The following is a 14,941-nucleotide window of genomic DNA, read 5'->3' on the forward strand; positions in this document are numbered from 1 at the left end:
TCTGCCTTTCCTGTTCGGCCAGTCGGCATCACAACACATCCGCAAACTTTTCGCGAAAGGAACGTCCGAGATCGTTCATGACCTGCGGGTTGCGATATTGCCGTGGCAAGCGGACATCGAAGACGCCGCGCACATGGCCGGGACGCGGCGACAGGACGATGATGCGGTCCGACAGCATCAGCGCCTCGCGCACATTGTGCGTCACCATCAGCGCCGTCGTTGGCCGCGCCGACCAGACGGAAAGCAGGAGGTACCGCAGCCGCTCCGCCGTCTGCTCGTCGAGCGAAACGAAGGGTTCATCGAGGAAAAGTACTGCCGGCTCGGTGGCAAAGGCGCGCGCTAGCGCGACGCGCCGCGCAAGCCCGAGCGAAAGCTCGGATGGATAGAGCGAGCGCATGCCGGAGAGACCGAGGGTCTGGAACAGGGAGTCGAGATTTGCCTGCCTCATGCTCTTCGGTAGGGCCAAACGGATGTTTTCTTCGACAGTGCGCCAGGGCAGGAGGGTGGGCTCCTGAAAGACCGCGGCGACGCGGTTGTGTTCGCCTTCGGGCAAGCGGAACGAGCCGGTGAAATCCTTTTCGAGCCCCAGCAGGATTCGCAGCGTCGTCGTCTTGCCGCAACCCGACGGTCCGAGCAGGCAGGCGAATTCGCCGTACCGGACTTCGAAGGACAGGTCTTTCAGCGCCGTGACCGATACGCCTTGCGCCGAGCGGAAGGTCTTTTCGGCAATGTCCACCCTAAGCGGGGCGACGGCGCCAACGGGTTGCATGTCGTTCAAAGGGCTGCACCAGTAGAAGTTCGATGAGAAGCATGATCGCGACGAAAGTCAGCGTGTAGGCAAGGATCGCGGCGACGTCGAAAAGCTGGAAATAGAGATAGATCTGGAAGCCGACGCCGTTGGAGCGGCCGAGCAGTTCGACCACCAGCACGATCTTCCAGATCAGGGCGATACCGGAACGGGAAGCGGCGGCAAAATAGGGCTGAAGCTGCGGCAGGAGGATGTGGCGGACACGGTCGAGCGCGCTGAAGCGATAGACCTGTGCCATCTCGCGATAGCGCGGATCGAGCGCGCGGGCGCCTTCGCGCATGGTGACGACGACGTTGGGTATCTTGTTGACCGCCACCGCGCCGATGGCTGCTACCTCATTCAGGCCAAACCAGATATAGGCGAGCACGATGATGACCAGCGCCGGCACGTTCAGGAACAGGATGACCCAGGCGTTGAAGAACTGGTCGGCGCGCCGATAGGTGCCGAGCGCGATGCCGATGACTGAGCCGATCGTCATCGCCAGCACGAATGAGGCGGCGACGCGGGCAAGCGTTACGCCGAGATGGTATGGTAACTCGCCGCTTACGGTATCCTTGACCAGAACCTGCCAGACCTGACCGGGATGCGGAAATGCCCGGCTCGGCCACATTGTCGCGGCGAGGCTCCAGAGCAGGAAGAGGCCGACCAGCGAGATCAGCACTGTCAGTGCGGGCGTCAGCGCTTGTCCAAGCGCGCTTCGGTCATGTGATAGCTTGCCCGACCGGCTCTGCTGGTCCTCGGAATTCACTTCGCGCAGCGTCATCTGGTCAGTCCTGACCAGTAGGTGCCGGGCGCCATTTCGCGTGCTTCCCCGACGAGCTTCTCGCCGCCGACCGCGGCCAGCACGGCATAGAGTTTTGCCGCGTCGGCTTCTTCTTCAGGTATCGGTCGCGTCGGAATGCCTTCGCGATAGCGGTCGCGAAGCTTTTCGAGTTCCTTGCCCTCAGCCCGCATCAGTGGTGCGAGGCGAAGCCATTCCTCGTCCGATTGCGCCAGCAATTGCTTGGCAGCAGCAGACGCCTTGACGAAACCCATGGCGGCGGCCTGGTTTTCTCGCGCCCATTTTTCGTGGAAGATATAGCCGAGAGCCGAGACCGGGCCAGTCGCGCCCAGTGCGTTTGCTGCTTCGTTCGCGCCGATCAACCGGCGAAAGCCGTTGGCTTCGAGGCGCGCGCAGAAATGCCAGAAGTTCAGCACTGCATCGAGTTCGCCATCCATCGCCTTTTCGGCAAGCAGCGGCGGCGCGCCGAAGACGACATCGTTTTCGGCAGGCAGATCGACCTCGAAGTCGCGCTTGGCCATGGCCTGTATCAGCAGCCAGCTCTTGTCGATCGGCCCGCCGGCGATGCCGATTTTCTTGGCCTTGAGGTCGGAGACGTTTTTGATTGACGAATCCTGCTTGACCATGATCGCGCCGACCGCAGTCGAATAGGGGGCGAGCGTGAGGTCTTCGCCGGAAGAACGCTGGCGCGACACCCACAGCCAGTCCGAGACGATCATGTCGACTTCGCCCGCGAGCAAAGCGACATTGGTGGCGTCCTCACCAGCGAAATTGACGACGTCCAGTTCGATGCCGTTGGCGGTGTCGAGCTGGTGCTGTTTTATCGTGTCCAGTTCCCAGCTGACCGTGCCGAATTTCAGCACGCCGATGCGAACCTTGCCGGCGGCATAGCCGGAGCCGCAGCGCGACGCAAAGACGCCGGTCAGCCCGAGGGCCGCCAGCCTTAAGATGGTGCGTCGTGAAATCAGCAAATCGTCTCCTCCCAAAGACCGGCCGATGGATCAGGTGTCTATAGTCAGATCGCGCGGCCTTTGTCAGGGAAAGCACATTTCCAGCGCACGATCTTGAACGTCGGGTGTTCGCCCGACCATTTTGCCATTTCGGCCGGAGCCAGGATCATGCATTGCATGAGAGAGCCATGGCTCTCGAAATAGAGATGCTCGTCGCGGCAATTGCCGGGGTTTGCGGCCAGGCAAACCGTCAGGACGAGATCGACCATATCCATATCAGCACCTTTCGCCTTTGTCCGGCGTTCGCCCATGATCGGCCCGGCGGATGTCTCATCCGGTTCCGATCACCCGCTGCCCGCGTTTCCCCAAGGTGCCATTGGGAAACCTCGGGAAAGGCTACGCGTTCACCGTTATTGCGTCAATAACGATGGCCGCAGCCAACTTGTTTCACCGGGCGCTAACGCGCAGGGCTGCACCTTGGTATGATTGACTTCCGGCATTCACCGACTAGCTTCCCTTGTCGCGAGTGCCGCAATTCCAACATGGGATGGCTGGATACTCCGTATACCCGCATCAAAAGGGCGAGCCGGCGGGAGGAAAAGAGCGGCATCGCCCGTCGTTCAGGGCACCCTGACGATCAATGGGGAAATACCATGCGCGCAATTTTACTTTTTGCAGCCCTATCAACGGCCAGCATGCTGGCCAGCCACGCCCAAGCGCAGGACGCAGCCGCCGGTGAGAAGGTCTTTGCCAAATGCAAAGCCTGCCACGTCGCCGATGAGGACAAGAACAAGATCGGACCTTCGTTGCACGGCCTGATCGGCCGGACGGCGGGAACCCATGAGGGGTTCAAATATTCGCCGGCCATGGTCGCTGCGGGCACGGGTGGGCTCGTCTGGGACGAGGCCCATCTCAAGGACTATCTGCATGATCCGAAGGCCAAAGTTCCAGGCACGAAGATGGCGTTCCCCGGCCTGAAGTCGGATGACGATATCGCCAATGTCATTGCATATCTGAAGCAATTCACGCCGTAACCATAAGGTTGACGAGCGCCGGCTCCCGAGGCATCCCTCGGGGGCGGTAGTTCTTGTATGTGCGCGCGTCAGGCGGCGCTTCGAAGCCCGTGCAGGGCGGTCGGCAAGTCTAGCAGGCTGTCGCAGACCATGTCAGCGCCGAGTTCTTCCACCGGAACCTGCGTATAGCCGCCGCGAACGAGCACGACCGCCATGCCGGCAGCGCGGGCTGCCCCGACGTCTGCAGAACTGTCACCGACCATCAGTGCGTCGGCAGGTTCGACACGAAGCCGCTCAAGGGCCAGGAGCAGTGAGTCGGGTGCGGGCTTCTGGTGGCTGACGGCATCGCCACCGACAATCGCGCCAAGCTGGTCCGTAAACCCGAAATGCAGCAGGACCTCGCGGGTCGCCAGTTGCGGCTTGTTGGTGGCGACGCCGAGGGCTACGCCGGCAACATGGAAATGCGCGACGACCTCCTTCGCGCCTGGCATCAAGGTGGTGAGCTTGGTGAGATGCCGGCGATAGATCGGAGCCATGTCGCGGTTCGCCTGCTCGAGTGCGGCGCCGTAAAGCGGCATTCCCGACGCTGAAAAGGCGCGCTCGACGAGCTTTTTGACGCCGTGCCCTATCATCGATTTGGCTTGCGCCAGCGAAAGCGGCGGCAGGTGACGTGTCGCCAGAAGCTCGTTGACGGCAGCACCTATATCGGGTGCTGAATCGACCAGCGTCCCATCGAGATCGAAGATGATGGCCTTCGGAAAGGCAAGGGAAGTTCCCGTCTCGCCGCTCATGCGGTCTCCTTCCATTTTATCGAGCAACCTATCGAGGTGATCTGTTCAACCGGGCCGTCGCCGGTGCGGGCGACCTGCTTCATGGCCTCATAGAGATCGCGCCTGAGGCCGGGCGACCCGGCTTCCTTGCGCGAGGCGTCGAGCCGGCCGCGATATTGCAGCGTCAGGTCGTTGTTGAAACCGAAGAAGTCTGGCGTGCAGGCCGCCCCATAGGCGCGGGCGACGCTTTGATCTTCGTCATGGAGATAAGGAAAGGTGAAGCGGTGCTCGGCGGCGAAGAGCTTCATCTTGTCAAAGGAATCGTCCGGATAGGCATCCGCGTTGTTGGAATTGACGGCGACGAAGCCGATGCCTTCCTTTTTCAGATCGGCGGCATCGCGCACGATGCGCTGGATGACGGCCTTCACATAGGGGCAGTGGTTGCAGATGAAGGCGATGACCAGGCCGTTCGGGCCGGCCTGATCGAACAGCGAATGGGATTTGCCGTCGGTGCCGCGCAGCGTGGCATCGACAGCCGGCCATCCGAAATCGCAAACGGGCGGCGTTGATGCCATGATGCTCTCCTGATCAATCTTACGCCGCTTTGCGCGCGGCGCCATCCGCCGCCTCGCGAATGGCTGCGATGTTGGCGCGGTAGGCGGCTTCGGTGCCGCCCTTGAAGACAGCCGAGCCGGCGACGAGGACGTTGGCTCCCGCTGCGGTGACCAATGGTGCGGTTTCCGGGGTCACGCCGCCATCGATCTCGATGTCGATCGGGCGGTTGCCGATCAGCGCCTTCACGCGCTTCACCTTCTCCACCACGGCCGGGATGAAGGCCTGGCCGCCGAAGCCGGGATTGACGGTCATCAGAAGCACGAGATCGAGTCGGTCGAGCACATATTCGATGACGCTTTCGGGCGTTGACGGGTTGAGCGAGACGCCGGCCTTCTTGCCGAGGCTCCTGATCGCCTGCAGCGAGCGGTCGAGATGCGGGCCGGCCTCGGCATGAACGGTGATGATATCGCAGCCGGCGTCGGCAAAGGCGGCCAGATACTGGTCGGCAGGTGCAATCATCAGATGGCAGTCGAAGACCTTGTCGGTACGGTCGCGGATGGCCTTGATGATCGGCGGGCCGAAGGTGATGTTGGGCACAAAATGGCCATCCATGACGTCGAGATGGATCCAGTCGGCGCCGGCACGAACCACGGCCTCAACTTCGTCGCCGAGGCGCGAAAAGTCGGAGGACAGGACTGAGGGCGCGATAATCGTGTTGGCGGTCATGTCTCGTTCTCACCTCATTTGCACGGCTTGCGCCAGTCACATTGCCTTACCGATTGCGACGTCTCAAGGAACCGCGCCGTCAACCGGATCGCCGTCGAGCTTTCCTTCCACGAAAACCCGGCTGCCGCGGATATCCGCTTCTTCTATGGTGATCAGGTCGAGCCTGGTCAATTTTTCACTCCGCCCGGCAAACAAGCGGTTGGCCTGCCGGAGGCGCGCCCGGTCGAGCGCGTTGCGGATCGACCTGGCGTTGGAGAAGTGCGGCAGCTTCATTCTGAGAGGGATATATTCTTCCAGCGCCGCGGCCGCCCCTTCGCTCAGCCGGTAATTCTGTCCGGCCAGCATGATCTCGGCAATCGATTTGAGTTCGGTGGAACTATAGTCGGGGAAATCGAGATGATGGGCAACGCGCGAGCGCATGCCCGGATTGCTATTGAAGAAGCGGTCCATCTTGTCCTTGTAGCCGGCGAGGATGACGACGAGATCATCGCGGTTGTTTTCCATGCACTGCAACAGAATCTCGATCGATTCCTGGCCGTAGTCCCGCTCGTTTTCGGGCTTGTAGAGATAGTAGGCCTCGTCGATGAACAAGACGCCGCCCATGGCGCGCTTGATCACTTCACGCGTCTTGGGTGCGGTGTGGCCGACATACTGCCCGACAAGATCGTCGCGGGTGACCGAAACCAGATGTCCCTCGCGCACATAGCCCAGCCGGTGCAGAATCTCCGCCATCCGCAGCGCCACCGTGGTCTTGCCGGTACCGGGATTGCCGGTGAAGTTCATATGCAAGGTCGGCGTTTCGGCGGAAATGCCGAACTTGCGGCGCAAGCGGTCAACGAGCAGGAGGGCAGCGATTTCGCGGATACGAGTTTTGACGGGTACCAGCCCGACAAGGTCACGGTCGAGCTTGTCGAACACGTCATCGATGCTCGATGCCTCGAACTCCGCCTGCAGATCGACCGTTTCATCGTCGCCGACGACCGTCTGGCCCAGGCTATTCAGCATGGCGCCCTCCTGTTTGCTGGAAAACCGGCAACGCTGCTCCAGTCGGAACAGCGTTGCCGCTGCTGTCACGAACGCTCGCCTTCCGGCCGATCGGTCGCGTATGGAACGATCGAGTAGCCCTGGCTGCGGCCGTCGCGCTCCTGGCGCAGCAGGCGGAAGCCCGGTTCGTTCGGCGGCCGGTTGACGATGAACGACATCCGCGGCGCTTCCCAGCCCTTGCTCGAGTCGAATGCGGTGACGCGGATGTACATATTGGGCAGCGCCTTTCGGCAATTGTTGATTTCCATCAGGATTCCGGCGGGGTCCTTCAGGTCGAACATCGGATTGCCGTACATCTCCCAATAGGTATTGCGGGGATGCGGATCGTCGGAATATTCGACGCTCACGGCCCAGTGGTTCTTCAGCGCGTATTTGATCTGCGCCGAGATCTGTGCGTCGGTCAGGTCGGGCAGGAACGAGAACTGTCCCTGCGTGACCTTGTTTCCGGGATTGGTCATCATGGCTGTGGTCCTTCCTTAGAAGCTCGGGGTCGCGGTCGGTACGAAATCGGCGGTGTCGGTCGATTCGTAATTGAAGGTCACGTCCTTCCAGGTCGTCAGCGCAGCCTTCAGCGGCGAGCACCATTTTGCCGCGTCTTCGAGGATTTGCGGCCCTTCGCGCAGATAGTCGCGGCCCTCGTTACGGGCGAGGATCATCGCTTCCAGCGCCACGCGGTTGGCCGTTGCGCCGGCCTGGATGCCATCCGGATGGCCGATGGTGCCGCCGCCGAACTGCAGCACCACATCCTCGCCGAGGTAATGGATGAGCTGGTGCATCTGTCCGGCATGGATGCCGCCAGAGGCCACCGGCATCACCTTGTTGAGGGAGGCCCATTCCTGGTCGAAGAACAGCCCGGTCTCGAGGTTCTGCGGCGTGCGTTCCTCACGCAAGGTATCGTAGAAGCCCTTGATCATCAGCGGGTCACCTTCGAGCTTGCCGACGACGGTGCCGGCATGGATGTGGTCGACGCCGGCCATGCGCATCCACTTGCAGATGACACGGAAATTCATGCCGTGGTTCTTCTGGCGCGAATAAGTCGAGTTGCCGGCGCGGTGCAGGTGCAGGATCATATCGTTCCTGCGCGCCCACTTCGCCATCGACTGGATCGCGGTGTAGCCGATGACGAGGTCGATCATGATGATTGCCGAGCCGAGGTTCTTGGCGAATTCGGCGCGCTCATACATCTCCTCCATGGTGCCGGCGGTGACGTTGAGATAGTGGCCCTTGACCTCGCCGGTCGCAGCCGACGCCTTGTTCACTGCCTCCATGCAGTAGAGGAAGCGGTCGCGCCAATGCATGAAGGGCTGCGAGTTGATGTTCTCGTCGTCCTTGACGAAATCGAGCCCGCCCTTCAGCGCCTCATAGACGACGCGGCCATAGTTGCGGCCGGAGAGGCCGAGCTTGGGCTTGGTCGTGGCGCCGAGCAGCGGCCGGCCGAACTTGTCGAGACGCTCGCGCTCGACCACGATGCCGGTCGCCGGGCCCTGGAAGGTCTTCAGGTAGGCGACGGGGATGCGCATGTCCTCCAGCCGCAAGGCCTTGACCGCCTTGAAGCCGAAGACGTTGCCGATGATCGATGCCGTGAGGTTGGCGATCGAGCCCGGCTCGAACAGGTCGAGGTCGTAGGCGATGTAGGCGAAATACTGCTGTTCGGTCTTGGTGCCGGGTCCGGTGTTGGGCACGGGTTCGGAACGGTAGGCCTTGGCGCGGTAGAGTTCGCAGGCGGTCAGCCGATCGGTCCACACCACGGTCCAGGTTGCGGTGGAGCTTTCGCCGGCGACCGCGGCGGCCGCTTCCTCATGGTCGACACCGGGCTGCGGGGTGATGCGGAACATCGCTATCAGGTCGGTGTCCTTGGGCCGGTAGTCCGGCTCCCAGTAACCCATCTGCTTGTAGGGGAGGACACCGGAGCGATAGCGCTCCTTGCCTTCCTTGAGGGTTCCAGTCGTGTTTATGTCCACCTTGTTCATGACAAATCTCCTTCTGGTTGCTTCAGGCTGCCTTGGCAGCCGCAATATGCGGGTCGAGTTTTCCCGCGGCGTAGCGTTTGGCCATCTCGTCGAGCGCGATGACCTTGATCTTCGAGGCATTGCCGGCGGTGCCGAAGCGTTCGAACCGGTCGCGGCAGAGGTCGCGCATGGCGTCCATCGCCGGTTTCAGGAATTTGCGCGGGTCGAACTCATTCGGGTTTTCGGTGGCGATGCGGCGGAACTGTCCGGTCATCGCCATGCGGCAATCGGTGTCGATGTTGACCTTGCGCACGCCGTGGCGGATGCCGCGCTCGATCTCCTCCACCGGCACGCCGTAGGTCTGGGGCATCTCGCCGCCGAACCTGTTGATGACGTCCTGCAATTCCTGCGGCACCGAGGAGGAGCCGTGCATGACGAGATGGGTGTTCGGCAGCTTGTGATGGATCTCTTCGATCACCCGCATGGCAAGAATGTCGCCGTCGGGCTTGCGGGTGAATTTGTAGGCGCCGTGCGAGGTGCCGCAGGCTATCGCCAGCGCATCGACCCTGGTGCGGGCGACGAAATCGACGGCCTGGTCGGGATCGGTCAGCAACTGGTCGTGTGACAGCACGCCTTCCGCGCCGTGGCCGTCCTCGGCCTCGCCATGACCGCTTTCGAGCGAGCCGAGCACGCCGAGTTCGCCTTCGACTGATGCGCCGACCCAGTGAGCCATGCGCGAAACGCGCTCGGTGATGGCGACGTTGTATTCATAGCTGGCAGGCGTCTTGGCGTCTGCCTCAAGCGAGCCGTCCATCATTACCGAGGTGAAGCCGTGGCGGATGGCGGTGAGGCAGGTGGCTTCGTTGTTGCCGTGGTCCTGATGCATGCAGACCGGTATCTGCGGGTAGATCTCGGCCAGTGCGTCGATCATCTTGGCCAGCATTATGTCATTGGCGTAGGAGCGCGCGCCGCGTGACGCCTGGATGATGACCGGCGCGTCGCAGGCCTTGGCCGCCTCCATGATGGCGAGGCCCTGTTCCATATTGTTGATGTTGAATGCCGGCACGCCGTAGCCATGTTCGGCGGCGTGGTCGAGCAATTGCCTCAGCGTAATGCGCGCCATGGATCAGGCCTCCTCTTTCGTTCTGATGTCTTGCTTGGTGGGTTCGAGCGTGCGGCCGATGGCGACCGCCGTATCGGCCATGCGGTTCGAAAAGCCCCATTCGTTGTCGTACCAGGACATGACGCGGACCAGCGTGCCCTCGATGACCTTGGTCTGGTCGAGCGCGAAGGATGACGAGGCCGGGTTGTGGTTGAAGTCGATGGAGACCAATGGCTCGTCGACCACCGAAAGGATGTGCTTCAGCCGGCCCTTGCTCGCCGCGATCATCGCCGCATTGACTTCCTCGACGGTGGTCGGGCGCTTCGGCACGAATTTGAAATCGATGACTGAGACGTTCGGGGTCGGCACGCGGATCGAGACGCCGTCGAGTTTGCCGTTGAGTTCCGGCAGGACCAGGCCGACAGCCTTGGCCGCGCCCGTCGAGGTCGGGATCTGGGAGAGGGCGGCGGCGCGGCCGCGGTAGAGATCCTTGTGCATCGTATCGAGCGTTGGCTGGTCGCCGGTGTAAGAGTGGATCGTCGTCATGAAGCCGCGTTCGATGCCGATGGCGTCGTTCAGCACCTTGGCGACCGGCCCGAGGCAGTTGGTGGTGCAGGAGGCGTTGGAGATGACGATGTGATCCTTGGTGATCTTGTCGTCGTTGACGCCGTAGACGACCGTGAGATCGGCACCGTCGGCAGGTGCGGAAACCAGCACGCGCTTGGCGCCGGCGGTGAGATGGGCAGAGGCCTTCTCCTTGGACGTGAAGATGCCGGTGCATTCGAGCGCGATGTCGACGCCGAGTTCGGCATGCGGCAGTTCGGCCGGGTTGCGGATGGCCGTGACCTTGATCGGTGGCAGGTCATCGACCTCGATCGTGTCGCCCTTGACCGTGACGGTGCCGGGGAAGCGGCCATGCACGGAGTCGTAGCGCAGCAGATGGGCGTTGGTCTCGACCGGGCCGAGATCGTTCACCGCGACCACCACGATATCGGTCCGTCCGGACTCGATGATGGCGCGCAGGATGTTGCGGCCGATCCGGCCAAATCCGTTGATTGCGACGCGAACTGCCAATTTTCCCTCCCGTTCAGACGATGAGCCGCCGGGCCGCATCGGCGACCGCTTCAGGCGTGATGTTGAAATGCCGGTAAAGATCGGGTGCCGGGGCGCTGGCGCCGAAGCCGGTCATGCCGACGAAGGCGCCGTTGTCGCCGATCCAGCGGTCCCAGCCGAGGCGGGCGGCGGCTTCGACCGCGACGCGCGGGGCCGAGCCGAGAACGGACTTGCGGTAATCCGCATCCTGTTCCTCGAAGAGTTCCCAGCAGGGCATCGAGACGACGGCGGCAGAGAGGCCATGTTCGGCTTGCAAGCGTTTAGCGGCTGCGACCGCGATCTCGACTTCCGAACCGGTGGCGATCAGCGTGACGGCGCGGAGGCCGTCGGCTTCACGCAGCACATAGGCACCGCGCGCCGAGCGGTTCTCGTCGGTATGCGCCTGGCGCAGCATCGGCAGGTTCTGGCGCGACAGCACGAGAACGCTCGGGCGGTCCTTGGACTTCAACGCCAGTTCCCAGCATTCCGCCGTCTCGATGATATCGGCGGGACGGAAGAGGTTCAGGTTCGGCGTCGCGCGCAGCATTGCCAGATGCTCGACCGGCTGATGGGTTGGGCCGTCTTCGCCCAGCCCGATGGAGTCATGCGTCATGACATAGATGACGCGCTGGCCCATCAGCGCCGAAAGCCGCATCGCGCCGCGTGCATAGTCGGCAAAGCAGAGGAACGTGCCGCCATAGGGCACGAAGCCGCCATGCAAGGCGATGCCGTTCATGGCCGCGGCCATGCCGTGCTCGCGGATGCCGTAGTGGATGTAGCTGCCGGCATAGTCGCTCGGGGCGACGCGGTTCATGCCCTTGGTGATGGTCAGGTTCGAATGGGTCAGGTCGGCGGAGCCGCCGACTGTCAGGTCGGTTGCGCCGTTGATCGCACCCAGCGCCATTTCGGAGGCCTTGCGGGTAGCGACCTTGGTTGCCTTCTCGATATGCTCCTTGCGGAAGGCGTTGAGCGCCTCGAAGACGGCGTCAGGCAGGTCCCCCACTATGGCAGTCTCGAAGGCCTCGCGCTGTGGCGAGCCGGTGAGGCGCTGTTCCCAGATACGGCGCTTCGCTTGACCGCGCGCGGCGATTCCTCTCCAGGCATCGAGGATGTCTGCCGGCACGTCGAACGGGGCAGAGGTCCAGCCGATGTTCTCACGTGTGGCGGCGATTTCGGCGTCGCCCAGCGGTGCGCCATGGGTCTTTTCGGAACCCTGGAGATTGGGCGCACCCTTGCCGATCAAGGTCTTGCAGGCGATCAGCGACGGGCGGTCCGACTGGCGAGCCTTCTCGATCGCCTCGGCAATCGCTTCCGGGTCGTGACCGTCGATGGACTGGACATGCCAGCCGGCCGCTTCGAACCGTGCCGGCTGGTTCATCGAGGTGGACAGCGAGGTCGAGCCGTCGATCGAGATGGAATTATCGTCCCAGAAGACGATCAGCCGGTCGAGCTTGAGATGGCCGGCAAGGTCGATCGCCTCGTGGCTGATGCCTTCCTGCAGGCAGCCGTCGCCGGCAATGACGTAGGTGTGGTGGTCGACGAGATCGTCTCCGTGGCGGGCGGCAAGCATGCGTTCGGCCAATGCCATGCCGACAGCGGTGGAAATGCCCTGGCCAAGCGGGCCGGTGGTCGTCTCGATGCCGAGTGCGTGGCCATATTCCGGGTGGCCGGCGGTGCGGCTGCCGAGCTGGCGGAAGCTCTGCAACTGCTCGATCGGCATGTCGTCATAGCCGAGCAGGTAATGCAGCGCATATTGCAGCATCGAGCCATGTCCGGCCGACAGCACGAAACGGTCGCGGTCGGGCCAGCTGGGGTTTGATGGATCGATGGCGATGAACCGGTTGAAAAGAACCGTTGCGACATCTGCCATGCCCATCGGCATGCCGGGGTGGCCGGAATTGGCCTTCTGCACGGCATCCATCGCCAGCGCTCGGATGGCATTGGCCATGTCGCGCTCGGAAACGGCGGTTTCGGGGGCGGTCCTGATGGCGGTCTGGCTCATGACAAATTCCTCCGGTTCCGCGAGTGAATCCTCACCGGTATCGGTCTCTCGGCCGCCGGGCAGAGAAGGTCGGTCAGCCCTCGTGCGAGGATCTCGAATATGCGTCGAAGCCGATATGAAATCGGGCGAGGGGGCGTTCTGCGGTTGCTCATCATCACTCCTCACGACATCCGGTTCTGGCGTTCGATCAGTTGCAGGATCAGCGGGGTCAGGATCAGCTGCATGGCGAGGTCGAGCTTGTTGCCCGGCACGACAATCGAGTTTGCCCGTGACATGAAGCTGTCGTGGATCATCGACAGCAGGTAAGGGAAGTCGATGCCGCGCGGCTTGGCGAAGCGGATGACCAGCATCGATTCGTCCGGTGTCGGTATCCAGCGCGCGATGAACGGGTTCGACGTGTCGACGATCGGCACGCGCTGGAAGTTGATGTCGGTCAGCGTGAATTGCGGCGTGATGTAGCGAATGTAGTCCGGCATGCGCCGCAGGATCACGTCCATGACCGCTTCGGCCGAATAACCGCGCGTGGTGCGGTCGCGGTGGATCTTCTGGATCCATTCGAGATTGATGACCGGCACGACGCCGATTTTCAAATCGGCGAACTTCGCCAGATCGACCTTGTCGGTCACTGCGCAGCCATGCAGGCCTTCGTAGAATAGCAGCTTGCTAGGCTCGAATTCGCGCCATGGCGTGAAGGTGCCGGGCGGCTGGCCGTAGAGCTTGGCTTCCTCGTCGTCGTGAACATAGGTGCGGGTCTTGCCTGAACCCCGGCGGCCATATTCCTCGAATACCGATTGCAGGGTTTCGAGTTCGTTGGCCTCAGCGTTGAAGTGCGTGAAATTGGGATTTCCCCCCTTTTCCTCCTCGGCGACCTTTTCCTTCATTGCGGTGCGGTCATAGCGATGGAATGCGTCGCCCTCGATGAAGGCGGCGTCGATGTTTTCGCGCCGGAAAATCTGCTCGAAGATGCGCTTGACCGAGGTCGTGCCCGCGCCTGACGAGCCGGTGATTGAAATGATCGGGTGCTTGGCTGACATGCTGAATTCTCCCGATCAGGCGCGAAACAGGCCGCGATTGCCGAACAGCGGCGAGCGTTCGCCGATGCTCGACGGATCCGTGTGGTAGCGGGTGATGCGCGCCACCTCTTTGGCCGAGCCGAACACGACCGGCACGCGCTGGTGCAGGCTGTTCGGTTCGATTTCGAGGATGCGGCCGATCGTGTCTGTGGCAGCGCCGCCCGCCTGTTCGATCAGGTAGGCGATGGGGTTTGCCTCATAGACGAGGCGCAGCCGGCCTTGTCCGTAGCCGCGCCGCTTGTCGCCCGGGTAGAGGAAGACGCCGCCGCGCATCAGGATGCGGTAGCAATCGGCGACCAGCGAGGCGATCCAGCGCATGTTGAAGTCGCGCTCGCGCGGGCCTTCGCTGCCCTTCAGGCAGTCGTCGACATAGAGCCGGACGGCCTCGTCCCAATGGCGGTAGTTGGCTGCGTTGATGGCGAATTCATGCGCGCGCGTCGGCACGATCCGGCTCTCATAAGCCTGGACGAAGGTGCCGAGCCGCGTCGACTGGACAAACACATGCGTGCCGCTGCCCAGCGAGAGCACGAGCGCCAGCTGCGGCCCGTAGATGAAGAAGCCGGCGCCGATCTGCTTTTCTCCCGGCTGCAAAAAAGTGGCGGCCGGGTTGCCGTCCGGCGCGCCAGTTGCAGGGAGGAGCGAGAAAATCGTGCCGATGGAAACGTTGGTGTCGATGTTGGACGAGCCGTCGAGCGGGTCGATGGCAATGGCGATCGGCGCATCCTTGTTGAGCAGAACCGGCTGCTCCAGCTCTTCGGAAGCGTAGAGGGCGACGGGCGCGTGGCGCATGGCGTCGAGGAAGATGTCGTCGGCGTAGACGTCGAGATCCTTCTGGGCGTCGCCATCGGCGTTGAAGCCGCCGCGCGTTCCAGCGAAGGCCTTGCCGAGCACGCCCTGGTTGATGGTGTGGCGAATCTTGACTGCAGCCTGTGCGAGCTGGCGGACCGTCGCGGCAACCGCCGCGCGCAGATTGTCTTGCTCCTTGCCAACATAGGAATTCAGAACCGCATCGAGCGTTGCCACAGTCATTGTCGTCTCCTCCGCCGCCTGTTCCGGTTGGAGTGGTCAGGCACAGG

The 14,941-nt window shown here is 62.5% G+C and carries 16 protein-coding genes; 1 reads left to right on the plus strand and 15 read right to left on the minus strand.

Features of this window, described 5'->3' with window-relative positions:
• Nucleotides 1-28 precede the first annotated feature (28 nt).
• From WBQ96_RS19625 to WBQ96_RS19640, 4 genes are read right to left on the minus strand one after another with little or no spacing between them, the layout of a single operon-like run.
• On the minus strand, nt 29-769 hold the full coding sequence (locus WBQ96_RS19625) for an ABC transporter ATP-binding protein (RefSeq protein WP_336553445.1): 741 nt from the start codon (nt 767-769) through the stop codon (nt 29-31).
• Nucleotides 738-1,571: an ABC transporter permease gene (locus WBQ96_RS19630; RefSeq protein WP_336553316.1), complete on the minus strand. Its 834-nt coding sequence runs from the start codon at nt 1,569-1,571 to the stop codon at nt 738-740. Before WBQ96_RS19630 ends, WBQ96_RS19625 begins: the two co-directional genes overlap by 32 nt.
• Nucleotides 1,568-2,560, minus strand: a complete 993-nt coding sequence (locus tag WBQ96_RS19635) for an ABC transporter substrate-binding protein (protein ID WP_336553314.1) — start codon at nt 2,558-2,560, stop codon at nt 1,568-1,570. Before WBQ96_RS19635 ends, WBQ96_RS19630 begins: the two co-directional genes overlap by 4 nt.
• 44 nt (nt 2,561-2,604) lie before the next feature.
• Nucleotides 2,605-2,808, minus strand: coding sequence for a hypothetical protein (locus tag WBQ96_RS19640; RefSeq protein WP_337035916.1), 204 nt, complete (start codon nt 2,806-2,808; stop codon nt 2,605-2,607).
• A gap of 384 nt (nt 2,809-3,192) precedes the next feature.
• On the opposite strand from WBQ96_RS19640, the gene WBQ96_RS19645 reads away from it, so the two are divergent.
• Entirely contained in the window at nt 3,193-3,573 is a 381-nt protein-coding gene (locus WBQ96_RS19645) for a c-type cytochrome (protein WP_336553310.1), read from the plus strand.
• Nucleotides 3,574-3,641: 68 nt separating this feature from the next.
• Here WBQ96_RS19645 and gph read toward each other — a convergent pair whose 3' ends face one another.
• The 11 genes from gph to WBQ96_RS19700 all read right to left on the minus strand — a co-directional run bounded on the left by gph (nt 3,642) and on the right by WBQ96_RS19700 (nt 14,894).
• On the minus strand, nt 3,642-4,343 hold the full coding sequence (gene gph / locus WBQ96_RS19650) for a phosphoglycolate phosphatase (RefSeq protein ID WP_336553308.1): 702 nt from the start codon (nt 4,341-4,343) through the stop codon (nt 3,642-3,644).
• Entirely contained in the window at nt 4,340-4,897 is a 558-nt protein-coding gene (locus WBQ96_RS19655) for a thioredoxin family protein (protein ID WP_336553306.1), read from the minus strand. The genes gph and WBQ96_RS19655 overlap by 4 nt, the downstream gene beginning before the upstream one ends.
• Before the next feature lie 19 nt (nt 4,898-4,916).
• Nucleotides 4,917-5,603: a ribulose-phosphate 3-epimerase gene (gene rpe, locus WBQ96_RS19660; protein WP_336553304.1), complete on the minus strand. Its 687-nt coding sequence runs from the start codon at nt 5,601-5,603 to the stop codon at nt 4,917-4,919.
• A gap of 63 nt (nt 5,604-5,666) precedes the next feature.
• Nucleotides 5,667-6,608, minus strand: coding sequence for a CbbX protein (cbbX, locus tag WBQ96_RS19665; protein WP_165116620.1), 942 nt, complete (start codon nt 6,606-6,608; stop codon nt 5,667-5,669).
• A gap of 65 nt (nt 6,609-6,673) precedes the next feature.
• Nucleotides 6,674-7,108 (minus strand): ribulose bisphosphate carboxylase small subunit, encoded by a 435-nt coding sequence (locus WBQ96_RS19670; RefSeq protein ID WP_091917632.1) that lies wholly within the window; start codon nt 7,106-7,108, stop codon nt 6,674-6,676.
• A gap of 15 nt (nt 7,109-7,123) precedes the next feature.
• Nucleotides 7,124-8,617: a ribulose-bisphosphate carboxylase large subunit gene (locus tag WBQ96_RS19675; RefSeq protein WP_336553301.1), complete on the minus strand. Its 1,494-nt coding sequence runs from the start codon at nt 8,615-8,617 to the stop codon at nt 7,124-7,126.
• 22 nt (nt 8,618-8,639) lie between these two features.
• Entirely contained in the window at nt 8,640-9,719 is a 1,080-nt protein-coding gene (gene fba / locus WBQ96_RS19680) for a class II fructose-bisphosphate aldolase (protein ID WP_336553299.1), read from the minus strand.
• Nucleotides 9,720-9,722: 3 nt separating this feature from the next.
• Nucleotides 9,723-10,772, minus strand: coding sequence for a type I glyceraldehyde-3-phosphate dehydrogenase (gap, locus tag WBQ96_RS19685; RefSeq protein ID WP_336553298.1), 1,050 nt, complete (start codon nt 10,770-10,772; stop codon nt 9,723-9,725).
• Between the two features lie 13 nt (nt 10,773-10,785).
• Nucleotides 10,786-12,792: a transketolase gene (gene tkt, locus WBQ96_RS19690; RefSeq protein ID WP_336553297.1), complete on the minus strand. Its 2,007-nt coding sequence runs from the start codon at nt 12,790-12,792 to the stop codon at nt 10,786-10,788.
• Between the two features lie 161 nt (nt 12,793-12,953).
• Entirely contained in the window at nt 12,954-13,826 is an 873-nt protein-coding gene (locus WBQ96_RS19695) for a phosphoribulokinase (protein ID WP_336553295.1), read from the minus strand.
• 15 nt (nt 13,827-13,841) lie between these two features.
• The gene (locus WBQ96_RS19700; RefSeq protein WP_336553293.1) at nt 13,842-14,894 is read right to left on the minus strand and encodes a class 1 fructose-bisphosphatase; all 1,053 of its coding nucleotides are present in this window, start codon (nt 14,892-14,894) and stop codon (nt 13,842-13,844) included.
• Between the last annotated feature and the right edge of the window lie 47 nt (nt 14,895-14,941).

Origin of the sequence: Mesorhizobium sp. CCNWLY176 (assembly GCF_037153935.1) — a bacterium.
Classification (GTDB): Bacteria; Pseudomonadota; Alphaproteobacteria; order Rhizobiales; family Rhizobiaceae; genus Mesorhizobium_M; species Mesorhizobium_M zhangyense.